This is a genomic window from Streptomyces sp. NPDC005262, from assembly GCF_042872425.1.
GTDB lineage: Bacteria > Actinomycetota > Actinomycetes > Streptomycetales > Streptomycetaceae > Streptomyces.
The window spans coordinates 32,666-58,135 of the sequence record NZ_JBIAKK010000013.1; the positions used below are offsets into that span (position 1 = coordinate 32,666).

22 protein-coding genes are annotated in these 25,470 nt (G+C 69.3%); 9 read left to right on the plus strand and 13 right to left on the minus strand.

The features are described from left to right. Positions 1–48: 48 nt before the first annotated feature. Both ACFYP5_RS27355 and ACFYP5_RS27360 read left to right on the plus strand, forming a co-directional pair. Positions 49–1,695: an extracellular solute-binding protein gene (locus ACFYP5_RS27355; protein ID WP_389040951.1), complete on the plus strand. Its 1,647-nt coding sequence runs from the start codon at positions 49–51 to the stop codon at positions 1,693–1,695. A gap of 108 nt (positions 1,696–1,803) precedes the next feature. Then, positions 1,804–2,826, plus strand: a complete 1,023-nt coding sequence (locus ACFYP5_RS27360; protein WP_389040953.1) for a LacI family DNA-binding transcriptional regulator — start codon at positions 1,804–1,806, stop codon at positions 2,824–2,826. Positions 2,827–3,176: 350 nt separating this feature from the next. Here the strand turns inward: ACFYP5_RS27360 and ACFYP5_RS27365 are convergent, their stop codons facing one another. The 11 genes from ACFYP5_RS27365 to ACFYP5_RS27415 all read right to left on the minus strand — a co-directional run bounded on the left by ACFYP5_RS27365 (position 3,177) and on the right by ACFYP5_RS27415 (position 16,102). Further along, positions 3,177–4,994 carry a hypothetical protein gene (locus ACFYP5_RS27365; protein ID WP_389040955.1) on the minus strand — a complete coding sequence of 606 codons (1,818 nt, stop codon included), beginning with the start codon at positions 4,992–4,994 and terminating at the stop codon, positions 3,177–3,179. After that, the gene (locus ACFYP5_RS27370) at positions 4,991–6,052 is read right to left on the minus strand and encodes an ATP-binding protein (RefSeq protein ID WP_389040957.1); all 1,062 of its coding nucleotides are present in this window, start codon (positions 6,050–6,052) and stop codon (positions 4,991–4,993) included. The genes ACFYP5_RS27365 and ACFYP5_RS27370 overlap by 4 nt, the downstream gene beginning before the upstream one ends. Positions 6,053–6,294: 242 nt before the next feature. After that, positions 6,295–6,450: a hypothetical protein gene (locus ACFYP5_RS27375; RefSeq protein WP_389041283.1), complete on the minus strand. Its 156-nt coding sequence runs from the start codon at positions 6,448–6,450 to the stop codon at positions 6,295–6,297. 227 nt (positions 6,451–6,677) lie between these two features. Next, positions 6,678–6,851: a hypothetical protein gene (locus ACFYP5_RS27380; RefSeq protein WP_389040959.1), complete on the minus strand. Its 174-nt coding sequence runs from the start codon at positions 6,849–6,851 to the stop codon at positions 6,678–6,680. A 426-nt stretch (positions 6,852–7,277) separates the two neighbouring features. Next, the gene (locus ACFYP5_RS27385; protein WP_389040961.1) at positions 7,278–9,398 is read right to left on the minus strand and encodes a LamG-like jellyroll fold domain-containing protein; all 2,121 of its coding nucleotides are present in this window, start codon (positions 9,396–9,398) and stop codon (positions 7,278–7,280) included. A 299-nt stretch (positions 9,399–9,697) separates the two neighbouring features. Next, positions 9,698–11,272 carry a DUF2207 family protein gene (locus ACFYP5_RS27390; RefSeq protein WP_389040963.1) on the minus strand — a complete coding sequence of 525 codons (1,575 nt, stop codon included), beginning with the start codon at positions 11,270–11,272 and terminating at the stop codon, positions 9,698–9,700. Continuing rightward, entirely contained in the window at positions 11,269–11,835 is a 567-nt protein-coding gene (locus ACFYP5_RS27395; protein WP_389040965.1) for a LemA family protein, read from the minus strand. The genes ACFYP5_RS27390 and ACFYP5_RS27395 overlap by 4 nt, the downstream gene beginning before the upstream one ends. A gap of 394 nt (positions 11,836–12,229) precedes the next feature. Beyond that, positions 12,230–12,895: an NUDIX hydrolase gene (locus tag ACFYP5_RS27400; protein WP_389040967.1), complete on the minus strand. Its 666-nt coding sequence runs from the start codon at positions 12,893–12,895 to the stop codon at positions 12,230–12,232. Positions 12,896–12,957: 62 nt separating this feature from the next. Further along, positions 12,958–14,262, minus strand: coding sequence for a CynX/NimT family MFS transporter (locus tag ACFYP5_RS27405; RefSeq protein WP_389040969.1), 1,305 nt, complete (start codon positions 14,260–14,262; stop codon positions 12,958–12,960). Between the two features lie 118 nt (positions 14,263–14,380). Next, complete coding sequence (folE, locus tag ACFYP5_RS27410; RefSeq protein ID WP_389040971.1) at positions 14,381–14,914, minus strand: GTP cyclohydrolase I; 534 nt, start codon at positions 14,912–14,914, stop codon at positions 14,381–14,383. 762 nt (positions 14,915–15,676) lie between these two features. Further along, the gene (locus ACFYP5_RS27415) at positions 15,677–16,102 is read right to left on the minus strand and encodes a secondary thiamine-phosphate synthase enzyme YjbQ (protein ID WP_389040973.1); all 426 of its coding nucleotides are present in this window, start codon (positions 16,100–16,102) and stop codon (positions 15,677–15,679) included. 92 nt (positions 16,103–16,194) lie between these two features. Between ACFYP5_RS27415 and ACFYP5_RS27420 the strand changes: the two genes are divergently transcribed. The 6 genes from ACFYP5_RS27420 (at position 16,195) to ACFYP5_RS27445 (ending at position 21,599) form a co-directional block, all read left to right on the plus strand. After that, positions 16,195–16,278 carry a putative leader peptide gene (locus tag ACFYP5_RS27420; RefSeq protein WP_350692898.1) on the plus strand — a complete coding sequence of 28 codons (84 nt, stop codon included), beginning with the start codon at positions 16,195–16,197 and terminating at the stop codon, positions 16,276–16,278. 208 nt (positions 16,279–16,486) lie between these two features. After that, positions 16,487–17,371: an ABC transporter permease gene (locus tag ACFYP5_RS27425; protein WP_389040975.1), complete on the plus strand. Its 885-nt coding sequence runs from the start codon at positions 16,487–16,489 to the stop codon at positions 17,369–17,371. Beyond that, positions 17,344–18,102 (plus strand): ABC transporter ATP-binding protein, encoded by a 759-nt coding sequence (locus ACFYP5_RS27430; protein WP_389040977.1) that lies wholly within the window; start codon positions 17,344–17,346, stop codon positions 18,100–18,102. Before ACFYP5_RS27425 ends, ACFYP5_RS27430 begins: the two co-directional genes overlap by 28 nt. Positions 18,103–18,178: 76 nt before the next feature. Further along, positions 18,179–19,207, plus strand: a complete 1,029-nt coding sequence (locus ACFYP5_RS27435; protein WP_389040979.1) for an ABC transporter substrate-binding protein — start codon at positions 18,179–18,181, stop codon at positions 19,205–19,207. Then, the gene (locus tag ACFYP5_RS27440) at positions 19,204–20,412 is read left to right on the plus strand and encodes an LLM class flavin-dependent oxidoreductase (RefSeq protein WP_389040981.1); all 1,209 of its coding nucleotides are present in this window, start codon (positions 19,204–19,206) and stop codon (positions 20,410–20,412) included. Before ACFYP5_RS27435 ends, ACFYP5_RS27440 begins: the two co-directional genes overlap by 4 nt. A gap of 38 nt (positions 20,413–20,450) precedes the next feature. Then, positions 20,451–21,599, plus strand: a complete 1,149-nt coding sequence (locus ACFYP5_RS27445) for an NAD(P)-binding domain-containing protein (protein WP_389040983.1) — start codon at positions 20,451–20,453, stop codon at positions 21,597–21,599. A gap of 34 nt (positions 21,600–21,633) precedes the next feature. Here the strand turns inward: ACFYP5_RS27445 and mltG are convergent, their stop codons facing one another. After that, positions 21,634–22,485 (minus strand): endolytic transglycosylase MltG, encoded by an 852-nt coding sequence (gene mltG, locus ACFYP5_RS27450; RefSeq protein ID WP_389040985.1) that lies wholly within the window; start codon positions 22,483–22,485, stop codon positions 21,634–21,636. A gap of 600 nt (positions 22,486–23,085) precedes the next feature. Next, on the minus strand, positions 23,086–24,891 hold the full coding sequence (locus ACFYP5_RS27455) for an ABC transporter ATP-binding protein (protein ID WP_389040987.1): 1,806 nt from the start codon (positions 24,889–24,891) through the stop codon (positions 23,086–23,088). 117 nt (positions 24,892–25,008) lie between these two features. Here ACFYP5_RS27455 and ACFYP5_RS27460 point away from each other — a divergent pair, with 117 nt between their 5' ends. Next, the gene (locus ACFYP5_RS27460) at positions 25,009–25,455 is read left to right on the plus strand and encodes a MarR family winged helix-turn-helix transcriptional regulator (RefSeq protein ID WP_389040989.1); all 447 of its coding nucleotides are present in this window, start codon (positions 25,009–25,011) and stop codon (positions 25,453–25,455) included. Positions 25,456–25,470: the final 15 nt, after the last annotated feature.

Genomic DNA, 25,470 nt, shown 5'->3' on the forward strand with positions numbered 1-25,470 from the left:
CTCTCCGACACCCCAGCCCCAGAGCCGACTCGAAGGGTCTACCTCGCCATGTCCTCCTCCCTCTCGCGCCGCACCCTGCTGCGCTCCATCGCCGCCGGTGGCGCCGCGATCGCCGCCCCCGCCGGACTGACCGCGTGCTCCACCAGCTCCAAGGACCGTCAGGTCAGCAACGCCGGTACGAAGCTGGCGCCCTGGCCCGCCTACGTCGCCGCCCCCGTACCCGCGCCCGAACTCGCACCGTCCGCCAGCGGCGTACAGGCCGGGTACACCCGCTACCCCGACAAGCTGGTCACGGCGGTGGCCGACAAGCCCGGCAGGGGCGAGAAGATCAAGGTCATCACGATCACCTACGGCACCCCACCCAAGCCCGCCTCCCAGAACAAGTACTGGGCCGCGATGAACGAAGCCCTCGGCGTGGAGATCGAGTTCACCGTCGTGCCCGACGCGGACTTCGACGCCAAGATGGCGACCGTCATCGCGGGTGGCGACCTGCCCGACATCATCAATGTCGGCGGCGGCCATGTACTGCCCAGCAAGGAACAGTTCGTACGGGCACGCTGCGCCGATCTCACCGAGTTCCTGTCGGGCGACGCGATCAAGGAGTACCCCAACCTCGCCAACATTCCCACCTACTCCTGGCAGGGCCTGGGCCGGATCGCGGGCCGGCTCTACGGCGTACCCATCGAACGCCCGAAGCCGAACGAGGCCATCTTCATCAACCGCACCGCCTTCGACGCCGCCGGCTACAAGCCGGGGATGTCCGCCGCGGACTTCGCGGCCGTGGTGAAGGAGGCCTCGACGTCGAAGAAGTTCGCGCTCGGCTCGTCCATGTCCACCGTTTACGGGCACAAGACCCACGCCATGTGGCACGGCGCCCCCAACGACTGGGAGATCAAGGACGGCAAAGCCGTCGACATGTGGGGCACCGAGGAGTTCAAGGCGACGCTGGAGTACCTGGTCGCCAGGAACAACGACAAGGTGTTCTACCCGGACGCCTCCTCCACCTCCACCGTCGACATCAAGACCCTCTTCTACAACGGCACCCTGCTCTCCATGGCGGACGGTTTCGCCGGATCCCTGCTCCCGGCCCAGCAGGGCATCAAGGGCGCATACGAACTCGACGTCCTCACCCCGTACACCGTCAGCGGCGCGACCCCCCACTACCAGCAGAACACCGGCTATTTCGGTGGCACCTACTTCAAGAAGGCGTCGAAGGACCGCATCAAACTGCTCCTGCGGGTCCTCGACTGGCTGGCCTCGCCGTTCGGCTCCGAGGAGTACCAGCTGATGCACTTCGGCGTCGAGGGCACCCACTTCACCCGCGACGCGACCGGCAGTCCCATCCTGACCTCGCTCGGCCTGATCGAGAACAAGATCAATGTGCCGTTCGCCTACCTCTGCGACGCCCCCACCGTGCTGTTCGTACCCGGCGACCCCGAACTCACCAAGCGGGTGCACGCCTGGGAGCAGAAGGTGATGCCGATGATGAAGCCCAACGACAGTGCGGGCCTGGTCTCGGAGACCCTCAGCAAGCACAACGCGACCCTCGGCCAGCTCCTCAAGGACGGGACCACCGCCATCATCTCCGGCCGCAGCAAGCTCTCCGACTGGGACTCCATCTACAAGAAGTGGCGCAACCAGGGCGGCGCCAAGGCCGCAGACGAACTGATGAAGGAGTTCGAGTCGACCCACTGACCAGCAGGTAGGGCAAGATGGTCCCGGGTGACAGCTGCGAGGGCTGCCACCCGGGGCGGCGAACGACAAGAGGGGGCAGTGGTGGGGGGACGGGTCACCATCCGTGATGTGGCGGCGCGTGCCGGGGTCTCGGTGGCGACCGCCTCCCGGGTCCTGTCCGGCACCCATGCGACCTCGGCCGGTGCCCGGACGAAGGTGCTTCGTGCGGTCAAGGACCTCGACTACGTGATCAACCCGCACGCCCGCGCTCTGGCCGGCACCGGTCGCAAGACCGTCGCCGTCCTCATCTCCCAGGTCACCAGCCCGTTCTATGCGAAGGTCGCCCAAGGCGTGGAGGAGGAGAGTGCCAAGCGCGACCGCCTCTGTCTGGTGTGTACGACCGGGGGCGACCCGGCCCGCGAACTCGCCGTCGTGCAGATGATGCGCGAGCAGGCGGCGGAGGCCGTGGTGCTGGTCGGCGGGGTCGCGGAGGACGAGGAGTACCGGGCGCGGATGGCGCAGTACGCCCAGGCGCTCGCCGCCGCCGGTTCGCGTCTGGTGCTCTGCGGCCGGCCCACACCCGCACCCGATGTGCCCGCGATCGTCGTCGAGTACGACAACGAGGCGGGCGCGCACGCCGTCACCAGCCACCTGCTGGGCGCCGGACACCGCGAAATCGTCCTGCTGGGGTACGAACCGGGGCACACCACGGGCGAGGCGCGCGTCGCCGGATATCTCAAGGCCCTCGCCGACCACGGGTTCCCGCCGTCGGCGGCCCGGCTGCACGGCACCCACTTCAGCCGGATCGCCGGGTACGAGGTGATGCGCGGGCTCCTGGACGCGTGCGACGGGCGGCCCGACTTCACCGCGGTCGTCGCGGGCGACGACGAGAGCGCGGCCGCCGCGATGCGCGCCCTCCAGGAGCGCGGGCTGCGGGTACCCGAGGACATCTCCGTCGTGGGCTACAACGACGACCCGGTGGCCGCCGAGGTCACCCCCCGGCTGACCACGGTCCATATCCCCGCCGAGGAGCTGGGCCGCACCGCGGTCCGGCTCGCACTGGACGGTCCGCCGGCCACCGGTCCCGAACGGCACGTCCTGGGCACGCACATCGTGATCCGCGAGAGCGTCAGGCCGCTCCCCCGCATCTGACGTACGCCCCTGGTCGACGGCTCCGCACCGCGCCCTGAATGGCCCCTGATCGCGCACGACCGGGAGCGCCTGGCGTGGGCGTGAACGGCCCTCGGGGAGTATCGGAACGGAAATTGGCGGTAGTGGGGCGATCTTGATTCCGGTTCGGTGACGTGCCTCTTTCGCCTGGTCAGCGGGCCGTACGTTCCTCGGCATGCTTGTTGAGCACCTGTCTGCTGAGCAGGCCGTTATCTGGATCTTTCGTGCTCAGCAGGCATGATGAGCTGGTCTTTTGTGCGGCTGACATTGTCAGTCATTTCTCCGCAGAGTTGCTCAGTGACCTTCACGCGAGAACCCGTGACGCCGGACCCTCAGCTCAACCGGAACACCGGGCCGCGCGGTGTGAACGGCAGAGAGGCCCCCTGCGGGATCAAGAAGGCGTGCTCGCGCCGGATCCGCAGGGTGTCGCACCAGCCGTCAGTGATGACGAGTATCGGGGCAGCCGGCGGGAAGTCGTCGGCCCTCTGCAACAGGTCGATGCCCGGCTGCAGTGCGGTACCGCCACGCCCGCGCACCCGAACCCGGCCGGCGATCTCGGCCGGTGGCAGATAGCCGGCGTCGTACGGTGCCGCGTCGCAGAACACCACGCGCGCCGCGGGTACGTCGCGTGCCTCCGCGTACGAGGCAATGGCGCCGAGTGCCTTGCCGAGCACGGCGCTGTTCATCGAGCCGGAGGTGTCGAGAACGACTCCGAAGGTGCTGCGGGCCGTCTCCTGAGGCGGGAAGTACCGGCCCGCGCGCGGGATATCCGGTGTCGACGCCTGCCGCCGCGCCGGGCGGGCGTAGGAGCGTACGGGTTCCGGCCGGGGGACGTACTCGTCGAACCAGCGGGCGAGCCTCGCATCCCACGGCACGGGCGGGTGGGCCAGTGCCCGGATCTCCTGGATCAGCCCGGCCGGCAGCAGGCCGCGCTCACCGTACTGATGCAGATCGAAACCCTGCACCAGGCCTCGCCGGTAGAACTCGTCCAGGTCGGTGTACGGGCGGGCCTCCGCGTGCGGCAGCGCCTCGCCGAGGATGTCACCGGCACCCTTGCCGCGCAGGGTCGCGAGCCTCCGCTGTCGGCGCAGGTTGACCGCGATACGGTCGTACACCTCCTCGGCGGACAGGTCCCGCAGGTCCGGGTCGTACAGCAGCCCATCGGGCATGTCGCCGACGCGCATCTGGACGAGCCAGTCGTTGACGACGTAGTCGGCCGCGACGTTGAAGAGGAACGGGTCGCGGCCACCGCGGCGTTCGCCGTGGCGCAGCGCGGCGTGCAGCATCTCGTGGGCGAGGATGAACCGCCATTCCTCGTCGGTGAACGTGCGCAGCGGGTTGATGTAGATCTCACCTGCGGCAGAGCTGACCGCGGCGATCGCGATGCCCTGCGCACGGGCCAGTTCGGCGTCGGCCACGACAGTGAGGCCCGCAGCGAGTCCGCCCAGCAGCGGGTACGAGGAGACGAACCAGTTCATGGCCCGGTCCCAAGGGCTCTGCGGCGCGCGCTCACCGGTGACGCGGTCGAGGCGTCCGCCCGCCACGTCCATGGCCGTGGAGACGCTCCGGGTGAGGGCGTGCGCGAAGGCGGTCTCCCAGTCCGGGACAGAGGTGTTCCATGCCTGCCACGTCGTGAGGACCTGGTCCGGGTGTCCACCCGCAGTGCCGCAGAGATCATAGGCGGCAGGGATGCCGTCGCGGCGCCAGCGGGCGGCGAGCTCTGCCTCGTCACCGCCGGGATAGGACTCCGGCAGGTGTCCAGGGGGACGGCCTGTCGGGAAGGTGAGCAGGAAGCGGTTGACGACCGTGCAGCGGGCCGCGAGGTCGAACCGGTCGGGCTGCTCGCGCGGGTCGTCCGTGGCGGCCGGCACATGCCCGAAGCCCAGATGCAGCAAGCAGTGGGCAAGGACCCAGGCCCATTCGGCCGGATCCGCCCGCTTGGTGGGGTGGAGGTGGACGGTGCCGTTGGAGGTGACGGCGGCCAGTCCCCCGGCCGGGGTCAAGGCACACTTGGCCTGTCTGCAGACGGAAGCCTCGACGGCGGCGAAGGCCGGGTTCCGCTTGACCATCGCGAGCCCGGCCGCGAACGCCTCGGCGGCCGAGTCGGACGTGCCGCCCTTGCCGTTCGTCCCGCCTGCCGTGGCCTTCATCGCCGGGCCTCGACCAGCCGGGGCATGTCACGTGCCGCCTCGACCAGGAACCAGGCGGGCAGCACCGGCCGGCCGTCGGCGTCGTCCGCGATGACAGTCTGCGCGACCTCGACCGAGATCTCCGCAAGCTGCACGAGCAACGACTTGGCCCGGTAGGAAGTCTGCCGCATCGACGCAGAGACGTGCTCCTTCTGCCGTGGCAGCTCCTTCACCAGCCGTCCGCGGAACGCCTCGGCCAGGTAGTAGAGGAGGTCACGGTCCTCGAGCCGGGCGGGCCAGGAGGCGTCGCCCTTGAGGATCGCCTCGATGCCGAAGGCATGGCGCACGATCTTCGCGTAGCCGCAGAAGGAGACGGCATGCGCGGGCGTCAGAGTGCCGTGCACGATCACCTTCAGCGTCTCCTCATCGATGTCCGGTCCGAAGGAGTGCAGGGCATCGGAGAGCATGTGCCAGGAGCGGGGCGTGGAGAACGGCTCCTCGGTCTTGGGCGGCTGCGACCACAGGTGGTCGGGGCGGTCGATGAGATAGTCCGTCACCCAGGGGTGGATGCCGTTCTCCCCCGCCCACACCAGCCAGTCCGCTGCCGATGCCCGCAGATGGACATGGGTGAGCCGGTTGACCAGAGCGGACGCGATGGGCCTCGCCAGCGCGTTGTCCGTGGCGCGGTTGCCGGCTCCGATCACGATCGAGCCGGCGGGGAGCTCGTACGAACCGATCCGCCGGTCCAGGATCAGCGAGTAGAAGGCCTTCTGGACGTCGGGGCTGGCGGCGTTCAGCTCATCGAGGAAGAGGCAGTACGGTTCGTCGCGGGCGATGCTCTCCGGCGGGCAGAACACGGATCGCCCGTCACGGATCTGCGGCACGCCGATCAGGTCCTCCGGTGCGAGCTGCGTCCCGAGGAGACTGACGCACTCCAGTCCCAGCGACTCGGCGAAGCCGCGTACGAGCGACGACTTGCCGATGCCGGGCGCGCCCCACAGGAACACGGGCCGCACGGTGGCGAGCCCGAGCAGCAGGTCGGGAATCCGGGCGGGAGTGACGGTGACGGCGGCCTGCACGCGGAGGTGTTCCTTCGGGACGTGGGAGTTCGAGCCCGCTCAGTATGGGAGGTCTCACGGACCGCCGCAGCCGAATATCGGGCCGGTCGGTGCAGGGCCGGCCGTACGAGGGGCGGCCGGAGTTCATCCCGTCGTCCCGAGTGGTGACCTCAGCGGGCCAGGCAGTCCTTGCCCACGCAGAACTTCGCGTCCGGCTGTCGATCAGGCCTCGGTTCCACGGGACCTCGACCGCCCCTGCCGCCCTACTCGAAGAACTTGAGGCTCCAACCGGTGTCTGCCGTCGGGCCGGGGACGTCGGCGCGGCTGTAGGTGATGTTGCCCCACCAGGTGAACGTGCCGGCGCAGGCCTCGCCGACGCCTCCGCCCCGCCACGGACGGGGCGGATCAGCAGTGATCACTGCCTTTGGTTGCGGCGGGGCAGGCGCCTTACCGGGAGGTGCGGGCGGAGATCAGCGCCGGAGCACGAGTGGCAGAAGTCGCCGCCGCACGCGTGAGCGCCGGAACGGGCTGATGCGACGCGATCGGGGCCGGGGGCACGCCGTAGCGACGCCACGCCCAGCTCCGCACCGCCGGGCGCACGAACCTGCCCGAGGCTCGCACCCGCTCCGCCCACGGCGTGGCGTGGTCAGCGCCTGAAGCTGTCCTTCGACCTCTCCTTGATGTCCCGGGCCTTGCCCCGGGCCTCCAACGCGGCCCCCTTGGCTTCGGTGGTCTGGTTGCCCACCGCGTGGGCCACCTTCCTCACGGCCTTCCCGACGACCTGCTCGGTCTTGGCCTTGACCTTCTCTCCGGCACTCATGTCGGTCCCTTCGTAGGCACTCACTCATCCACCTGCCCCTGGCCCCGGAGCGGAAACAATGGGCATCGCAGCGCCTCACCTCCTCCGCCGGAAAGGGCCTTCCAGAACGGGGCCGGACCCGGTCACCGCGGGACGAGCGTCCCCGGCCGCTACCCGCCCCAGGTCTCCCGCAGCGCGCACTGCGGCGTGTCCACGCTCCTGACCGTGCCGGCTCGGTGACCGAACCACCGACCGCGCCCCAGCATCCCGCCCCCGCACCGCGGAGTCCGAGGGCGGCTCCGGTGAACCTGTGCGGTCGGAGCGGCCGAGGAAACTCAACCGGAGCTCACGGTTGGTGTTGCTCGAGGTTGTATCCGCCAACCTCCGTAAGGACAACTCCGATGGAGACGGTTTCGTAGTCGGAGCCCGGTGGTGCTCCTGCGGAGCTCAGTAGAGGTAGGCGAACGAGTTCACCTGGGACCTGGTGAGGGCTCCGCTGAAGACGCGGACGGTGTCCGCTCCGCCGTGGAAGTACTCGCCCCAGGCGCCGTCGGGGGTGTGGCCGCGGCCGATCCGGAGCGGGCCGGGGGCGCTCCAGGAGGCGCTGAATTCGGTGGTGGCCACGGCCTCGCCCTTGACGTACAGGGTGATGTGGCCCTCCGAGTCGTCGAACACGACGACCACTTCGTCGGAGTAGGACGTGGGAGCGCCGGGCCCGGCGACAACGGTCTCCGCGGCCCCCGGTTCGCTGCCGCGGGTGACGACCAGCTGCCACTCGGACGCGACCGGGTCGTAGCGGACCTTGAAGGCGTCACTGTCAGCATCGCCCTGGGACAGGACGGTCATCGGCCGGTCGGGGGCGGTGTCGGCGAAGCGGACTCGCAGGCCGACGCTGAAGCTGTCGGCGGTGTCGACCACAGGGCCACTGGTGGCGGCGTAGTCGTCCGTGCCGTCCAGGGCCAGGTGATCGTTGCCGTCGAGTGCGTCCGCCGGGAACTCGAAGCACTCGGGGTCTTCGAGGCACGCCTCGTAGTCGGGGGTGTAGAAGCCTGCGCCGCCGTGCAGGGTGAGCGGCTTGTCGCCGTCCCGGTCCGGGATCACACCGTCATCGGTCCGCTCGATGTCCCAGGCGGCGACCAGTTCGGCGGGGCGGGAACCCAGCCTCTCGATCTCCTCACGGGACACGACCCGGTCCCAGACGCGGACGTCGCCGATCTCGCCCCGCCAGCGCGCACCGGAGTCACCGCGGGCGCGGCCGATCTGGAAGGCGCCAGGGGCAGCCACCGGGGCTACGCCGGTCTGGGAGGCCACCTCCTTGCCGTTGACGTAGAGGCGCAGGGTGTTGGCCTCGGTGTCGAACAGGCCGGTCAGGTGGGCCCAGCCGCCGGCGGAGGCGCTGCCGCCGGTGAGAGTGGTGGCGCCGTAGCGGAAGGCCCAGGTGGCCGGGCCGTCCGCGGTCGGCCGCAGGCCGAGGGTGAAGGCGGAGGTGCCGTCGGCGGCGTCCTGGCTGGCCACCGTCATCGGGGTGCCGGTGGCAGTGGGGCGGACCCAGGCGGAGAGAGCGAAGGTCCTGGCGGTGTCCGTCGCCGGGACGTCCGGGGTGAGGTAGCTGTTGCCCCGGCCGTCGAGGGTGACGGTGGAGGTGAGGTCGGTGCGGGAGGGAGCGGGGGCGCCGAAGCGGACGCCGTTCTCGGCGCGGGCCACGGGGCCGGCCTCGGCAGCGGCGTTGTCAGCTCCGGCCGGATCGGCGAGCGTCCAGTGGGCGACGGGGGTGCGGCCCGCGGCGACGCGCATGTAGTGGGTCGTCTGGGAGCTGGACCGCCCGGCCCGGTCCACGGCGCGGACCTGCAGGTAGTAGACCCCGCTGTCCTCCGGCATCCACCGGACGGTGACCGGTCCTCCGGGCTTCTCGGGCCGGACCCGCGTGGTTGCGGAGCCGAGGACGGAGTAGACGTACTCGACGACGTCCTCGGACGGGGAGTCGAACGTGAAGCTGCCGTAGACGCCGGCGCCGTCGTGCCAGCCGCTGTCGTCGTCCGGGTACTGCTCCGAGACAACCGTCGCCGGCTCGGGGCTGACCGTGTCGATGACGAACCGGCAGGTGGTACCGGGGGTTTCGTCGCTCCAGGCGGAGGTCGCGCCCTCGTCGTCGACGGCCCTGACGTGCCAGGAGACGACGGCGTCTGCCGGGAGGTCGGAGGGGGTGCGCCACAGCTGGGTGTTCGGGGATCGCACAATGCCGGAGGTGTAGGTGCGGCGCTGCTGGACTCCGTCAGCGTCGGTCCACCAGGCCTCGAACTCGGCGCCGGCCCCGTTTGTCTCCCACTCCTCGTTGTCCTCCGTCGTGTCCTCGACGGTGGCCCGGAGTTCGGGCTCGCGGGGGACGTAGACGGGCTCGTCGGAACAGGACTTCGTCGAGTCGACGGTGAGGGTGTCAGTGCTCGGCTGAAGTGGAGGAAGGTTTTCCCCCGCCGCCGTGGCGATGCCCGGGGTGGCGGCGAACAGCACGGCCACCAGTCCCGTGATCGCCGCGGTGGTTCTGGCGTGCCGACCGGAATGCGTGTTCATGCGGTTGAGTCCCCCTGTTTCGGTTGTCCAGTCCTGCGCGGGGGCGGCTCGCCGCCTCGGCTCGCGCAGGGGGCCACGCAGAGGCCAGCAGCTGTCATGCCCACCATCAGTCTCGGGCTGCACGACTATAGAGCAAGGTAGGTGCGATATCCGTGGGCCCTCGTTGGGACCGGGCCTGCACAGCCGTGTCACCGACCCGGTGGTGACCACGCCTCACGGATACCGGTCCTGAGCTGATCAGAAGGCACGTACCCGCCAGGGATCAGTTGTTGTTGTCGCCCAAGTCACCGACTTCTTCCTCAGGACGCGTCCTGCTTGGCGGGCTTCACTCGGTCACCTTCCGGCATCGCGGCCCTCACGAGCTCCGCGGAGCGGATGGTGCGGGTGCCGCGCGAGACCTTCAGCCGCACCTGGGCGCCGGTCGCGATGCCCTGCGAGGCCGCGGGCAGCGCCCAGGCGGTGGTCAGGTCCGTGTTCCCCTCGTCCAGGGCCAGGAACCGGGCCACCCCCTTGCCCCTGCGCGACTCCATCCGCAGCACCTCACCGGTGATCGTGTCGGGCTCCCGCCCCTCCAGACAGGCGAGTGCCAGGAAGTACGTCGCCAGCCCGCCGAAGGCCGTGATCGCCGCCAACTCGCCGAGCAGGGGCCCCTCGTGGGCCGCCGCATCACGGAACCAGCCGTGGCTGCCGCTCGCGAAGTTGCCGGGCATCATCGCCAGGAACGCCACGAACAGTGTCCAGCGGCTGAACTTGCCGGCCACCACAAGCCCGAGCAGCGCACTGCCCACCCAGCCGGCACTCAGCACCAGCCCCGCCCGGCGCAGCGAGCCGCCGCTGTGCGCGTCGACCGCGACCGCCCAGTCGGGCTGCCGCAGCATCGCAAAGGCGCAGAGGCCCACCGCCACCACGCCCGCCGCGGCCGCCAACTGCAGCAGCCGCATCGTCGAGCCGCCGAAGCCGGGGCGCATCCGCGGGTAGCGGATCCGCACCGGGCGCCAGGTCCCTCCGTACGAGGACCAGACGCGTCGCCGGTTTCCGGAGTCGAAGCCAAGCAGCCGGCTGGTCAAGCTGGTGACGCCGAGCGCGGTCCCGTACGCGAGGTAGCGGTCCCATACCGTCACGGATGCAGGCGGCAGCTGGGCGAAGTCCTCGTGCGCCGTCAGCCAGGCTCGCAGTCCGGCCCAATGTCCAGCACGTTCAAGGCCCTTCGGTGTCGCCCGCTCGCCCAGCGACCTGCCGAGCAGGAAGGCCAGCGCGGCCCCCGGGGCCACACCGACGAAGAGCGCTGCGCGCACGCCGTGCCCTCCCATGACCGCGGCCACGGTGAACAACGCGCCGGGCACGAAGGCACCGATCAGCAGAGCACTGCCGAGCAACGGCGCGAACCGGTATCGGGACAGGCCGCGCAGCCGGGCCTCGGCGATGATCTCCTGGCGCAGCGCCGTGTTCCAGGAGGCGGCACGCTTGTCGTCACGGAAGGCGATCGCCCCGATGGGTGCACCGCCGTTCGCCGCGCCGGCGGTGACGCGGTCCAGTACCCGCTGCTCGTACGGCATCAGCCCCGGCGCCGCCCGGCCGGCCTCCGTTACGTGGACGGTGCTGCGGGCCGGGTCGTCTCCCGGCTGTCGCAGCTCGACCAGCCCGCGGGCCGATAGATCCAGCAGGGTGGCCGCGGCGGCATGCTCCACGCCCCGCCAGTGATTGCCGAGCAGGCTGACCACGGCCGGCGGTTCGGGGTCGGCCCCGAACTCCTGGGTCGCCGGCCCCGGTGTGACCACGCCATTCCGGGTGGCGACCAGCGCAAGGCCGAAGGCGACGAGCCAGAGCACGATCAGGCCGGCGCCACCCCAGTACAGCTGTTCGGTGAGCGTCACGCGAACCTCACCTGGACGGCATCCTGCGCCGCGCCGGCGGCCTCGAAGTACTCCCGCCGCCCGTGCGCGCCGCCCAGCCCTGCCACGACGTTCCCCGGGAAGCTTTCGAGGGCGGTGTGATAGCTCTGCACGGCGCTGTTGTAGAACTGCCGCGAGTAAGCGATCTTGTCCTCCGCCGACCTCAACTCGGCCTGCACCGTACTGAAGTGCTGATCCGCCTTGAGCTCCGGATAACTCTCCCCGAGCGCGAACAGCCTCCCCAGCGTCGCGGTGAGCGCGGCCTCGGTGGTTGCCCGATCCGTTGCACCGAGCCCGCCGCTCATGGCCTCTCCGCGCGCGGCGGTGACCGCTTCGAAGGTGCCGCGCTCGTGAGCGGCGTAGCCGCGCGCCACCTCGACGAGATTCGGTATCAGCTCATGGCGCCGCTTCAACTGCACATCGATCTGCGCCCACGAAGCCTGTGTCTGATTCCGCAGCCGAACGAGCCGGTTGTAGGTCCGAACAATCCACCACCCGGCCACGACGACAACTACCGCAACAATCGCACCCACGATGACACCCACGGCGTCGCCCCCAGAGGCCCTGAAAGATCCGACCCCCCTGGCCGATCGACGCGATCCTATTCCGGCCGTCAAGGCCCGCACGGCTGGGGGCGCTCGCCCATGGGATTCCGCGTGCTCACGTCGGTGATCTGGGGCGAAGCGACCATCAGGCTGTGAGGACGCCGTCCAGGAAGGGAGAATGGAGCCCCTGGGGAGCCGCTCGGCAAGCTCCGTCTCGTCCCGTCGGGCGTGGACCCGTCGGTGACACCCTCCCCCAAACGGACGTCGTCGCACGGGACCGCTCGCACGGCCCCGACCAGAGCTTGACGTCTGGCCGGTGGATCCGGACTCAACAGCCACCTCGACGAGCTCAGGTTTTGTTACTGGTCAGCGGCGCATATTCCGTGATCAGGAGTTACACCGTTCGCTTCGCGGTCCCCTCCCCGGGAGTGCACCCGCCGGCGTGCAGGAGTCTGTGGGAATACCGATCGATGATGTGTTCCACGGCGAACGTCGGCTGGGAGGAGAGTGCTTGCTCGAGAGTGAGCCAGAGGGGCTCCTCGCCTTCCTCGTTCACGGTCAGTTCCCCCTGAGTTCCGGCCGCCCGGTGGTCGTCGACGTCCAGCAGATAGGCGTGCCAACGATGGGCGTCGGAGCCCCTTCTGCACATGTCTCCGTTGAGATGCTCGTCCGCAACGAGCCGGAGGTCCCCGTGCGCGCCGCGGATGCCAACTTCCTCCCAGAGTTCCCGCGCTGCCGCGCGCCTGGGGTCCTCTCCGCGTTCAACATGGCCTGCGGGTACCGTCAGGCGGTAGGGAAAGGCAGTTCTCTGGAAGAAGAGAAATCTTCCTCGTGGGTCACGCACGAAGACGCCGGCGCTCTCATGCCAGTACTCGCCGTCCGAATCGGTCCACCAGCAGATGCGGGGGTCGACGACGACGGCTCTTCCGGCCTCGCGGCCGCACGAACCGCAGGTGCACCGCTTCCTTCCGTCCACGACGATCCATTCGACGGTCTCGGCGTGGCAGTACAGGCAGTACTCGCCACAGGTGTCCCGCAGTGGGAGGAAGTCGATTTTCATCCTGCCCCCTTTCAAGGAAAGTCCGCCGTCAGCATTCGGGAACCCCCACAGCCCTGGCTCGGTCAGATTCTGTTGCGGTTGGGCTTGCTGACATCCGGCGACTTCCGCAAGGCCTCCGATCCCTCCCCCACGTCCACACCGTCCGGTGCGTCCAGCGACCGGGACACGCTGTCTGCAGAGCCGGTCGCGGACGTATGGGTGCCTTTCAGCAGAAGGACTGTGCCGAGTCCGCCGAAGACGAAGGTCGCGGCGGCGACGGCGCCCCATCCTGCCGCAGCGATGGCCAGGCCGAAGACCGGTGGTCCCATCAGCATTCCCACGCTGCCGAGTTGGTTGAGGATGCCATTGGCGACATCGACATGCTCGGCACGGCTCACCGCGGCGGGGACGGCAGCGAAGACTGCGGAGATCAACAGCCCGTCGACGAGGAGAACAAGCGTGGCGGCGCCACCGCTGACCGCGAGTGGGAATTCGGCCGAGAAAGCGGGGAGGCAGGCCACCGGCATCAGTACGCCCAGCGGGACGAGCGAGGAGAGGGCCAAGCCGCGCCGCAGCAGCCAACTGGCGGCAAGCCCCCCGATCGCACTTCCCAGGCAGACGAGTGCCACCATGGCACCGGCCACGGTCGGCGATACCTCTCGGTGCTCGGTGAGGAAGAGCGGGAGGACCATCACCACAGCTACGCCGACCAGCGACAGGCTTCCGTACGCCGCGCCGAGCCTCAGTGCCCCGTTCCAGGTGCCGACTGCGCGATGTGGGGACTGCACGGGTGTCCTCGGCAGCCGTGGCAGGACGACGGTGAGCACCCCGGCCATGATCAACGGTCCGAGCGCAGTGAGGGCCAACCATCGGTTCCACGTCCACCGGGATGCCAGGACTCCGCCCAGGGCCGCGGCGATGGCCAGGCCCATCGGAACACACGTGCCCCACAACGCGAGCGCCGCCGATCGGACGCCGCCTTGCGTCATGCGGGTGATGACGACCGGACCCGCCACGAACACCAGCAGGTAGCCGACCCCTTCCGCGACACGCGACCCCAGCAGCAGACCCCAGGATCCGGCGGTCGCGCTGATGGCGGTTGCAACCGCCATGACTGCCAGGCCCCAGGACAGAGCCCGGTGGGCGCCGAAGCGGAGAACCCACCATCCCGCCGGGATGCCGAGGACGGCGCTCACGGCCGTGATGCTCGATGTGGCCCAGGCGAGCGCACCGGCTGACAACCCCAGTGACGAACGCAGGGCGGATCCCGCCGGTGAGACGGCACCCAGGCCGACGGCCGCCAGCACGCCGGCGAGCCATGTCGCCACAACGTACTTCCAGGGTGACGCCGACACGCGGCGGTGACTGCCTCTCCTGATGTCGCGCACGGGTTCTCCTTGTGGTGGCTGGCGCGTTGTCCCGCACGGCGGTCGTCCAGCGCCGGGTGACCGGTGCCGCGCGGCGGGAGGGCGGTCCCTTGAGCACCTCCCGCCACGCGAGTCCGGATCAGTCGTCCAGGCCGAACTTGGCCATCAACTCCTGATGGCCCGCCACATATGAGGTGTCGGTGATCACGGTCTGGTCGGACGGACCGCGACTGCACATGCAGAGGTGGCGACTACGGGAGGTGACGCGCACGGCTTTTGCACCGCCGGAGGACATGATCTCTTCAGCGATGTCCTTGACGAGGTACTCCTGGATCTGGAAGCGCCGGCTGAACGCCTGGACCAGGCGAGGGAATTTCCCGAGTCCGAGAATGCGGTCACCGGGGACGTAGGAGATGTTGACCTTCCCGAAGAACGGCAGGAAGTGGTGCGCACAGATCGAGAAGAAGTTGTTCTCCTGGACACGCACCACGCCGGTGTGCTCGCCATTCACCAGGCAGGTGGTCTTGAGGATCTTTGAGGTGTCGATCTCATAGCCGCTCAGCAGCTCGCGATAGGCCCGGACGATGCGGTCCTCGCACTCCGGGCCGCTGTACCAATCGAGTGCCCTCGTGTCGGTGGTTACATTGGTTTTGAGCCAATCTTCAATGGTCACCTGCGGCCTCCATTCCCACTTCCACCAAGGACTCCGAAACCCGGTGGAGTTATTTCACTATCCACCCAGTTGCATTCGTTGAGAACATCGCTCGCTTGGCTGACACCCGATCGGATCAATGCACGGGTCATATGCTAATACCTATGTATTCAAATCAGCGGAGAAAATTAACGTTTCCCCCATGCTTAAACCAGGTGGGGGGCGGGATTCGGGCGCCCGAATGGCAAAGAAAAACCGCCCGTTGAGCGCCGGAGCACGACCCGCTCATTCTGCCCGTCGCGCCATGTCTCAACCCGGATCCACCGGCTTGACGCCTGTGGACAATTCTTCCGGAAACTAGGAAGTGCCTTGCGACCTGGTGCCGCCGGCACCCTGGCCGACGCCATCCACGCCAGAGCCACCACCGCCACGATCCGCGGCCACCACGTCAACATGCCCGCCCGCCTGGCCCGCTCGGCCCGCCGCCTCACCCTCCATCTGCCCGAACGCCGGGCCTGGACAGGCGACTTCACGCAACTGTTCATCGCCATGCACACGCCGCCACCGACCGTCTGGCAATCCTCGACCTACCGGCCCGAGAGCGCCCGAGACCTGCGGAAGTGTGGAAGCGCTCGGCAGACCAGCGGCCGCCCTCGCCCCAACCCGCAGATCATCCACCCGACGACCGGAACATCTCCGAAACGATCACTCCGCAATCAAGCCGGTGGATCCGGACTCAGTTGGTGCTGCTGGACTTTCCCCCGTCAGTCCCACCGAAGCGACTCACTGGCCGAAGAAGCTCAATCGGACCTTACGGTTGGTGTTGCTGACGTTCGTATCGACCAGGCACACCGACTGCCAGGTCCCCAGTTCCAGCCGTCCGCCGATCACCGGCAGAGTGGCGTGCGGCGCGACGAAGGCCGGCAGTACGTGGTCGCGGCCGTGACCGGGGCTGCCGTGGCGGTGCTGGTAGCGGTCGTCCGCGGGCAGCAGTGCGTGGAGGGTGGCGAGGAGGTCGTCGTCACTGCCTGCGCCGGTTTCCAGGATGGCGATTCCGGCGGTTGCGTGAGGCACGAAAATATTGAGGAGACCGTCCCGGCCGACGGCGGCGCGGCTGAGGAACCGTTCGCAGTCGTCCGTGAGGTCGGTGACCGTCTCGGTGTCACCGGTCGTGAGGTTCAGAACGCTGGTGATGAAGGCATCGGGCATGCCCCCATCTTCTCTCTCGTGGCTCGACAAGGTGCGTCCACGTGCCGAGACAGCATTGACCGGTTCCCGGGTGCGTCGCTACGTTCAGCGACATGTTCCGTTCAGCTCTGCTCACTTCGCGCGGTCACATCGACCTGCTGCGTGTGGCCTCCGCCGCGTGTCGTCGCGGTTGCTGACGTTCCTTCAGCACGTATTCCGCAGGTGAACAAGAGGTCTCGCGGCCCGCACCTGGCTCGCGCACCCCTCTGTTGCCGTAGGCGCTTCGTCGTACGCCATCTCGCTCTGCCTCTGTAGTAGCTCCCGTGCCGTAGCGGGTCCGCCGTCGGGGTGCCGGGCTGTCGACGCGCGCCCTCTCCCCGTCCGTGGACTGCTCGTGGAGCTTTCATGACCCTTGGCCATGCCCTCGCCCCGCCGGATATATCAGAGGAAATCAATACATCTGCAACCTGTACGGCAGTGGAACTCGAGCCCGTCGTGCCGGAGTCAGCCCGCGGCTCACGGCTGCGGTCCGCACCCCGCCCGCTGCGACGGGCCATCGGTCCGGTGCTGCTCCTCGCACTGTGGCAGGTGCTCAGTGCGACGGGTGTCCTGCATCCCGATGTGCTCGCCTCGCCCGGAACCATCGCCCGGGCCGGATCGGATCTGATCGCCGACGGGACCCTGCCGTCCGCGATGGGGATCTCGCTCCAGCGGGTTGCGGCGGGCCTGGTCCTCGGTGGCGTCGTCGGGACCGCGCTGGCATTGGTGTCCGGGTTGTCCCGGCTCGGCGAGGATCTCGTGGACGCGACCGTGCAGATGCTGCGGACCGTGCCCTGGGTGGGGCTGATCCCGCTGTTCATCATCTGGCTGGGGATCGGTGAGGCCCCGAAGGTGGCGCTGATCGCGCTCGGCGTGGCCTTCCATCTCTACCTCAATGTGTACGCCGGCATCCGGGGTGTCGACGAGCAACTCATCGAAGCGGGGCAGTCGTTGGGGCTCGGGCGTTGGGGGCTCATCCGGCATGTGGTGCTGCCGGGAGCCCTGCCCGGGGCCATGACAGGGCTGCGCTATTCGCTCGCCACCGCCTGGCTGGCACTGGTCTTCGGCGAGTCCGTCAACGCCGATGCCGGCATCGGCTTCCTGATGAACCAGGCCCGGGAGTTCTTCCGGACCGACGTCATCGTCGTCTGCCTGGTCGTCTACGCATTCCTCGGTCTCACCGCCGATGTCATCGTCCGGATACTCGAAAGGCTGCTGCTGCAATGGCGACCGACCTTCACGGGCCAGTGAGCGCCCGGTCCTACGACACCGCCGTGCGGGTGGAGGGACTGACCCGTTCCTTCGATGGGCGGGCCGTCGTCGACGGGCTCGATCTCACCTTGCGCGCCGGGGAGTTCACCGCACTGCTGGGACGCAGCGGCTGCGGGAAGTCGACTCTGCTTCGGGTGCTGGCCGGGCTCGACCGCGACATCACGGGCACGGTGCTGGTGCCCAGGCGACGGGCTGTCGCCTTCCAGGCGCCTCGGCTGATGCCGTGGAAGCGGGTCTGGCGCAATGTGCTGCTCGGGTTGCCGGGCAAGCCAGAACGAGCGGTCGCCGAGCGGGCGTTGGAGGAGGTCGGGCTCGGCGAGCGAGCCGGGGCCTGGCCCAGGACGCTTTCAGGTGGTGAGGCGCAGCGGGCGTCGCTGGCGCGGGCCCTGGTGCGCGAACCCGATCTGCTGCTGCTCGACGAACCTTTCGGTGCACTCGACGCGCTGACCCGGATCAAGGCACAGCAGCTGGTCGCCGAGCTCTGGCAGCGGCGCGGCTGCGCGGTGCTGCTCGTCACACACGACGTGGACGAGGCACTGCTGCTCGCCGATCGTGCGCTGGTGATGCGGGACGGCGCCATCGCGTACGCGACACCCGTCGATCTGGACCGGCCACGCACTGTGGGCAGTCCTGAGTTCGCCGCGCTGCGCTCCCGGCTGCTGACCGAACTGGGTGTCACGGAGGAAGCCGCTCCGGCCGAGGCCGCCTGACCGGCCGACCCCAGATCAGCCGACCCCTGACCAGCACATTCTCCCCATGCGTTCGACTTTCGGAAAGAGGCATGTCATGAGACGCCGTACCCTGCCCGCCCTGCTTCTGCCGCTCGCCCTGCTGCTCACCGCATGCGGTGGTGCCTCGTCCGCGTCCACCACGGACAGCACCGAGGGCCGGAGTGGCGTCACGCTCGGCGTCGGTGACCAGAAGGGGGGTTACGAGGCGATACTGCGGGCCTCTGGAGAGCTCGACGACCTCGACTACCGGATCAAATGGTCGACCTTCACCTCCGGGCCGCCACTTCTGGAGGCGGTGAACGCCCAGGCCGTGGACATCGGCGGTGTCGGCAACACGCCGCCGGTCTTCGCCGCTGGTTCCGATTCGAAGATCGTGGTGGTGGGCGCCTCCCATGGCTCATCGGCGGGCGAGGCGATCGTGGTGCCGAAGGACTCCGGGCTGAAGACCGCCGCGCAGCTGAAGGGCAGGTCCATCGCGGTGGCCCAGGGCAGCTCCGCCCACTACCAGCTCGTCGCCTCGCTGAAGAAGGTGGGCCTCAGCCTCTCGGACGTGAAGCTGAAGTTCCTGCAGCCGGCCGATGCGCTGGCGGCGTTCAGCCGGGGCAAGGTCGACGCCTGGGCGATCTGGGATCCGTACACCTCGCAGATCCTGCGCAGTGGGCAGGCGCGGGTGCTGACCACGGGTGAGGGGGTCGTCAACGGACTGAGCTTCCAGGTCGCCTCTCCCGCCGCCCTCAAGGACGCCAGGAAGTCCAGGGCGATCGGTGATCTGCTGGTCCGGCTGGAGCGGGCGCAGAGCTGGGTGTTCAAGCATCCGGACGCGTGGGCGAAGGTCTGGGCGAAGGAGACCGGGTTGCCGTACGCCGTCGCTCTGGACGCCGTGAAGCGCAGTTACGGGACGCGGGTGCCCGTTGCCGTCGACCCGGCGGCGATCGCGTCCGAGCAGGCGATCGCCGACACCTTCGCCGATCTGAAACTCATTCCGCGCCGGTTCACCTTCAAGGACTACGTCGACACCCGGTTCAACCGCGATCTGCCCGCGTCCTCGGCAGCCCCCCGCTCGTACGGAAAGGCCACGTCATGAACGTTCATCTGCACTGGTTCCTCCCCACAGGCGGTGACGGACGCACGCTCGTCGACCGCCACGCGTACACCGACGGCGGGATCAAGCGGGACCGGATCACACCGGTGAGCGGGATCCGGGCGCCCGATGTCGAGTATCTGGCACAGATCGCCAAGGCGGCCGAGCAACTGGGCTTCGAGGCGGTGCTGACGCCGACCGGCACCTGGTGCGAGGACGCCTGGCTGACGACGGTGGCGCTGGCGCAGCACACCGAGCGGCTGAAGTTCCTGGTGGCGTTCCGGCCGGGGGTGATCTCGCCGGTGCTCGCGGCGCAGATGGCCGCGACGTATCAGCGGATCACCCGTGGCCGGCTGCTGCTCAATGTGGTGACGGGCGGCGACTCGACCGAGCAGCGGCGGTTCGGCGACCATCTCGACCACGACCGGCGTTACGCGCGGACCGCCGAGTTCCTTTCGGTGGTCCGGGGTGTGTGGAGCGGGCAGCCGTACGACTTCGACGGTGAGCACTATCAGGTGGAGGGCGGGCTGACGGCGCTGCCGCCGGACCCGCTGCCGGAGATCTTCTTCGGCGGGTCGTCGGCGGCGGCCGGGCCCGTGGCCGCCGCACATGCGGATGTGTATCTGACCTGGGGCGAGCCGCCGGCGGATGTGAAACAGAAGATCGACTGGATTCGCGGGCTCGCGGAGGAGCAGGGTCGCGATGTCCGGTTCGGGATCCGGCTGCACACCATCTCGCGCGACTCGGCGAAGGAGGCCTGGGCGACGGCCGACCGACTGCTCGGCGATCTCGATGCGGAGACGATCGCCGCCGCGCAGCAGGCTCTGGGGCGGAGCGAGTCGGTGGGACAGCAGCGGATGCTGGCCCTGCACGGCGGCTCGCGCGACAAGCTGGAGATCTCGCCGAACCTGTGGGCGGGTGTCGGTCTGGTGCGGGGCGGCGCGGGCACGGCGCTGGTCGGCAGTCACGCGGATGTCGCGGACCGGATCGAGGAGTATCACGCGCTGGGTGTGGAGCACTTCGTGCTCTCCGGCTACCCGCATCTGGAGGAGGCGTACTGGTTCGGTGAGGGGGTCACACCGGAGCTGGCGGCGCGCGGACTGCTGCCCACCGTTCCGGCTTCGCCGCTGCTTGGGGTGCCTGCCGCGAACGGGCGCCCGGCGTCCGCGCCGGGCGGGGCACCGCTGCTGGTCGCCGGGGGTCGCTGACCGGGAAGATCCCGGCCCCCCGCGTAGTTGGTAGAAGCGTGAACAACTCTGGGGCCGGCGAAGGCCGCGAAGTGGATGTGGTCGTGATCGGCGCCGGGCAGGCAGGTCTGTCCGGCGCCTATCATCTGCGGCGCGTCGGGCTGGAGCCGGACCGCGACTTCGTCGTGCTCGACCACGCACCCCGGCCGGGCGGCGCATGGCAGTTCCGGTGGCCGTCACTGACCTACGGCAAGGTCCACGGTATGCACGCGCTGCCCGGCATGGAACTGACCGGTGCCGATGACAGCCGGGCGTCGTCCGAGGTGATCGGTGAGTACTTCGACGCCTACGAGCGCACCTTCGGTCTACGGGTTCACCGGCCGGTCGAGGTGAGCGCCGTGCGCGAGGGCGAGGGCGGCCGGTTGTCGGTCGAGACCTCCGAGGGTACGTACGCCACCCGCACCCTGATCAATGCCACGGGCACCTGGGACCGGCCGTTCTGGCCGCGTTACCCGGGCCAGGAGACCTTCCGGGGCCGCCAGCTTCACACCGCGAACTACCCGGGGCCGCAGGAGTTCGCCGGTCAGCGGGTGATCGTGGTCGGCGGCGGGGCCTCCGGAACGCAGCATCTGATGGAGATCGCCGAGGTGGCGGCGGAGACCTTCTGGGTGACACGTCGGCCGCCGGTCTTCCGGGAGGGGCCGTTCGGCGAGGATCAGGGGCGGGCCGCCGTGGCCATGGTGGAGGAGCGCGTACGGCGGGGGCTGCCGCCGCAGAGTGTGGTGAGTGTGACCGGACTGCCGCTCACCGACGCCGTCCGGCGGGCCCGCGCGGAAGGGGTGCTCGACCGCCTGCCGATGTTCGACCGGATCACTCCGACCGGGGTGACCTGGGGCGACGGCCGGTCGGTGGAAGCCGACGTGATCCTCTGGGCGACCGGGTTCAGGGCTGCCATCGACCATCTCGCACCGTTGAGGCTGCGCGAGCCCGGCGGCGGTATCCGGGTCGAGGGCACGCAGGCCGTAAGGGACGCGCGCATCCAACTCGTCGGCTACGGACCCTCCGCGAGCACCATCGGGGCCAACCGGGCGGGGCGGGCGGCCGTGCACGCGATCACCCGTCTGCTCAAGGCCCCCGAGGACGGGACCACCGCGGACAGGACCGTCGAACGTGGCGGCGAACCCGCCGTCACGCTCGCTCGACTCTGAACCGAGTGCCGCCGGCGGAAGTGCCGGACGCCCTTCACCCGCCGCTCTCCTCAAGCCGGTTGCGGTTGAATTCCTCGACGTTCCGCTGGTGCTCGGCATAGCTGTCGGTGAACCGGGTGTCCCCGGGCGCGACCGTCACGAAGTACAGCCATCGGCCGGGCGTCGGCGTGATCGCCGCTTCCATCGCCTGCTCCCCCGGGTTACCGATGGGAGTGGGCGGCAGGCCCTTGTGCTCGTAACTGTTGTACGCGCTGTCGATCTTGGTGTCGTCGGCGGTGGTGTCCAGAGTGCTGCGTTTCAGCGCGTAGTTGAGCATGGAGTCCATCTGGAGCGGCATGCCACTGGCCAGCCGGTTGTAGATGACACGGGACACCTTGCCCATGTCGTCCGTGGTCCCCGCCTCCGCCTGCACGATGCTGGCGATCGTCACGGCGTCATGGACGGATACGTGATTGCGCCTGGCCCCTGCGGCGATGTGGTCCGCGCCGAATCGTTGCCGCGCAGTGTCGACCATGTACGTCAGCAGGCTCGTCGGAGTGGTGCCCGAGGTGAGGGGGTACGTCGCCGGGAACAGATAGCCCTCGGGGTTGCCCTTCACCTCGGGCGGCAGTGCGAGGTCCGCCTTGCGCGCGGCCTTCTTGGTCGTGCCCGGCGGCACATCGAGGGACCTGTCCACGGCCGCGTACACCTGCGACGCACGTCGGCCCTCGGGGATGACGAGAGTGCGTGGCGGCGGGCCGAACATCCCCTCCCTGACCAGCAGCAGGACGAGGACGGCTGCCGCGACACCGAGGACGAGGACGATGCCTGCGAGCAGCGCCGGACGCCCGCGCCGGGACAGCCGGCTCCAGGGGTGGCGCAGGGTGTCCGGGGACTCGTTCACCATGCGGGCACGGTATCCGGGCGCCGACGCCCCGGCGCGGAGGACACGGCCCCCGCATGGCGTGCCAGAACACACGAACAGGGGATCGGATGTTCGCTGGAACGCGTGATCGTATGGCCATTCGTAGCTCAACTCCTCTGCGGCATCAGATGATTACAGGGCGCCGATGACGGGCTGCAGACCGCGACTGCGCGTCCCACCTATGCACCATGTACGAGGAGAAACACCGAATGAACCTCATCACCAGCCTGCTCGCCGGCATCGTCCACTTCGTGGGCTGGCTCGTCTGACCATTGCTCCACTTGGCGCCGTCGCTCCCCGTCCCACGGGGGCGGCGGCGCCGTCGTGTGCCCGGCGTCAGTCTCGGCGCCCCGGTCACACGAAAGCAGGCAGCGGACCGTCGTCGAGCCCGGCCGGCAGATCCGGCGGCAGGTCGAAGAAGTGCACCGACAGCACACCGCCGTCGTCGTTCGCCCACGTGTCGTTGTCCACGGGCCGGCGTCCGGGAGTTCCACCCCGCGCAGAGCTCTCATGGCCGGGGGATCATGCCGCACGGAGAACCGGCCCCCGCACCTCTGGGCTGAGTGCGTCCGGAACTCCCGATCAGCTTGCTACGGGGGCGAGTTGGGTGTCGCGGCGGAGGAGCGCCGCATAACGGCCGTCCAGTTGGAGCAATTCCTCGTGGCTGCCGCGCTCGGCGGTCCGGCCGCCGTCCAGGACGACGATCTGGTCCGCGTCGCGCACGGTGGAGAGGCGGTGCGCGATCGTGATGGTGGTACGCCCGGCGGACAGTGCGTCGATCGCCTCCTGCACGGCGAACTCGGTGCGGGTGTCGAGGGCGCTGGTCGCCTCGTCGAGGATGAGGACGGGCGGGTCGCGCAGAATCGTGCGGGCGATGGCCAGGCGCTGCTTCTCGCCGCCCGAGAAGCGGTAGCCGCGCTCGCCGACGAGGGTGTCGTAGCCGTCGGGCAGTGAGGCGATGTGGTCGTGGATCTGTGCCGCGCGGGCGGCTGCCTCGATCTCGGCGTCGGTAGCGTCCGGCTTGGCGAAGCGCAGGTTCTCGGCGACCGAGGCATGGAAGAGGTATGTCTCCTGGGAGACCACGCCGACGGCTCGGGCGAGCGTGTCGAAGTCCAGATCGCGTACATCGACGCCGTCGAGCGTGACGCGGCCGCCGGTGACGTCGTAGAGCCGTGGCACCAGGTAGCTGAGCGTGGACTTGCCGGAGCCGGTGGGTCCGACGACGGCGAGGCTGCCGCCGGCCGGCACGGCGACATCGACACCGCTGAGGGTCGGGCCGCTCTTCTCGTCGTAGCTGAAGTCGACGTCCTCGAAGCGGATCTCGCCGCGGATCTTCTCCAGCCGGACGGGATTCTCGGGCTCGGTGATGTCCACTCTGAGGTCGAGGTACTCGAAGATCCGCTGGAAGAGCGCGAGGGATGTCTGCATCTGCACTCCGGTGGAGAGCAGGCTCACAGCGGGCCGGAAGAGGCCCTGCTGGAGCGAGACGAAGGCGACGAGCGTGCCGATGGAGACGGCGGGGCCGCCGGACTGCAGGGCGAGGCCCGCGGCCCAGTAGATGACGGCGGGCATGGCGGCCATGACGATGCCGATCGTCGACATGCGCCACCGCCCGGCCATGCTGGAGCGCACTTCGAGGTCGACCAGACGCTCGGACTCCTCGGCGAAACCCTTGGTGAGGGAGTCCGCCCGGCCCATGGTCCGGCCGAGCAGGATGCCGCTGACGGAGAGGGACTCGGTGACCGTCGCCGCCATGGCGGCCATCTGCTTCTGGCGCTGGGTGGTGATCTTCTTGCGTTCCCGGCCGACCCTGCGGCTGATCCAGACGAAGACCGGCAGAAGTGCCAGCGAGACCAGGGTGAGCCGCCAGTCGAGCGCCAGCATCGCGACGACAGTGGCGATGACCGCCGTGAGGTTGGAGACCAGCGAGGTGGCGGTGGAGGTGACGGTCGCCTGCATTCCGCCGATGTCGTTGGCGATGCGGGACTGCACCTCACCCGTGCGGGTCCTGGTGAAGAAGGCGAGGGGCATCCGCTGCAGCTGGGCGTAGACCGCTGTGCGCAGGTCGTGCATGACGCGCTGGCCGACCGTGGTCGAGATCAGTGTCTGCAGGACGCCGAAGACGCTGTTCATCACGGCGGTCAGGATCATGCCGAGGGCGAGCAGCGACAGCAGTCCCGTACGACCCTGAGGGATGGCGGTGTCGAGAATCTCGCGCAGCAGGAACGGCGAGGCCACCGAGACCAGCGACGAGGCCCCGACGAGCAGTCCGACCAGCGCGAGCCGGCCTCGGTAGGGGTGGAAGAGGCGGAGGATCCGGCGCAGCTCGGCCGGCGGCTGCGTGCCGTCCTTGGGCGGGGGCGTCCACGTGGGTTCGTCGGGTTTCATGGGCTCCTTCGACAGGCGTGACGGAGGGAGACGGCCGCGGGCGGCAGTCTGACTTTTGAGAGCCTAGCTCATTGTTACCTATACTCACAATGTAGGGAGTCCTGATATTGTTCCCGTATGGACTCCCCCGACTCCGACGGCCTGCTGGCCGAGCAGCTGCTGCGGCTGACCCGCCGCCTGCACCGCATCCAGAGCCGCCAGCTGGAGCCGATAGGCATCACCCCGGCCCAGTTCCGGCTGCTGCGCACGGTCGCCCACTACGACGGCCCGCCCCGGATGGCGGATCTCGCGCAGCGCCTGGATGTCGTGCCGCGGGCCGTGACGAGCCTGGTCGACGCGCTGGAGGCGAGCGGCCGGGTGCGCCGCACCCCTGATCCGGACAGCCGCCGGGTGGTCCGGATCGAGCTCACCGACGAGGGCCGTGCCACGCTCCGGTCGCTGCGCGACGCGCGCCGGGCGGCCGCAGAGGAGATCCTGGCTCCGTTGACGGCGGATCAGCGGGAGGAGCTGGGCGGACTGCTGTCCGCTCTCGTCGCCGGGATGCCGGAGCGCCGCCGCTGCTGAGGGCCGTACCGATCG

Bases quoted from the DNA above. Each gene is read 5' to 3' on its own strand.
- ACFYP5_RS27355 (WP_389040951.1), top strand. From the start codon at position 49: ATGTCCTCCTCCCTCTCGCGCCGCACCCTGCTGCGCTCCATCGCCGCC.
- ACFYP5_RS27365 (WP_389040955.1), bottom strand. From the start codon at position 4,994: ATGAAGGCCACGGCAGGCGGGACGAACGGCAAGGGCGGCACGTCCGAC.
- ACFYP5_RS27380 (WP_389040959.1), bottom strand. From the start codon at position 6,851: ATGAGTGCCGGAGAGAAGGTCAAGGCCAAGACCGAGCAGGTCGTCGGG.
- ACFYP5_RS27385 (WP_389040961.1), bottom strand. From the start codon at position 9,398: ATGAACACGCATTCCGGTCGGCACGCCAGAACCACCGCGGCGATCACG.
- ACFYP5_RS27400 (WP_389040967.1), bottom strand. From the start codon at position 12,895: ATGAAAATCGACTTCCTCCCACTGCGGGACACCTGTGGCGAGTACTGC.
- ACFYP5_RS27415 (WP_389040973.1), bottom strand. From the start codon at position 16,102: ATGCCCGATGCCTTCATCACCAGCGTTCTGAACCTCACGACCGGTGAC.
- ACFYP5_RS27420 (WP_350692898.1), top strand. From the start codon at position 16,195: ATGTTCCGTTCAGCTCTGCTCACTTCGCGCGGTCACATCGACCTGCTG.
- ACFYP5_RS27425 (WP_389040975.1), top strand. From the start codon at position 16,487: ATGACCCTTGGCCATGCCCTCGCCCCGCCGGATATATCAGAGGAAATC.
- ACFYP5_RS27430 (WP_389040977.1), top strand. From the start codon at position 17,344: ATGGCGACCGACCTTCACGGGCCAGTGAGCGCCCGGTCCTACGACACC.
- ACFYP5_RS27435 (WP_389040979.1), top strand. From the start codon at position 18,179: ATGAGACGCCGTACCCTGCCCGCCCTGCTTCTGCCGCTCGCCCTGCTG.
- ACFYP5_RS27440 (WP_389040981.1), top strand. From the start codon at position 19,204: ATGAACGTTCATCTGCACTGGTTCCTCCCCACAGGCGGTGACGGACGC.
- mltG (WP_389040985.1), bottom strand. From the start codon at position 22,485: ATGGTGAACGAGTCCCCGGACACCCTGCGCCACCCCTGGAGCCGGCTG.
- ACFYP5_RS27455 (WP_389040987.1), bottom strand. From the start codon at position 24,891: ATGAAACCCGACGAACCCACGTGGACGCCCCCGCCCAAGGACGGCACG.
- ACFYP5_RS27460 (WP_389040989.1), top strand. From the start codon at position 25,009: ATGGACTCCCCCGACTCCGACGGCCTGCTGGCCGAGCAGCTGCTGCGG.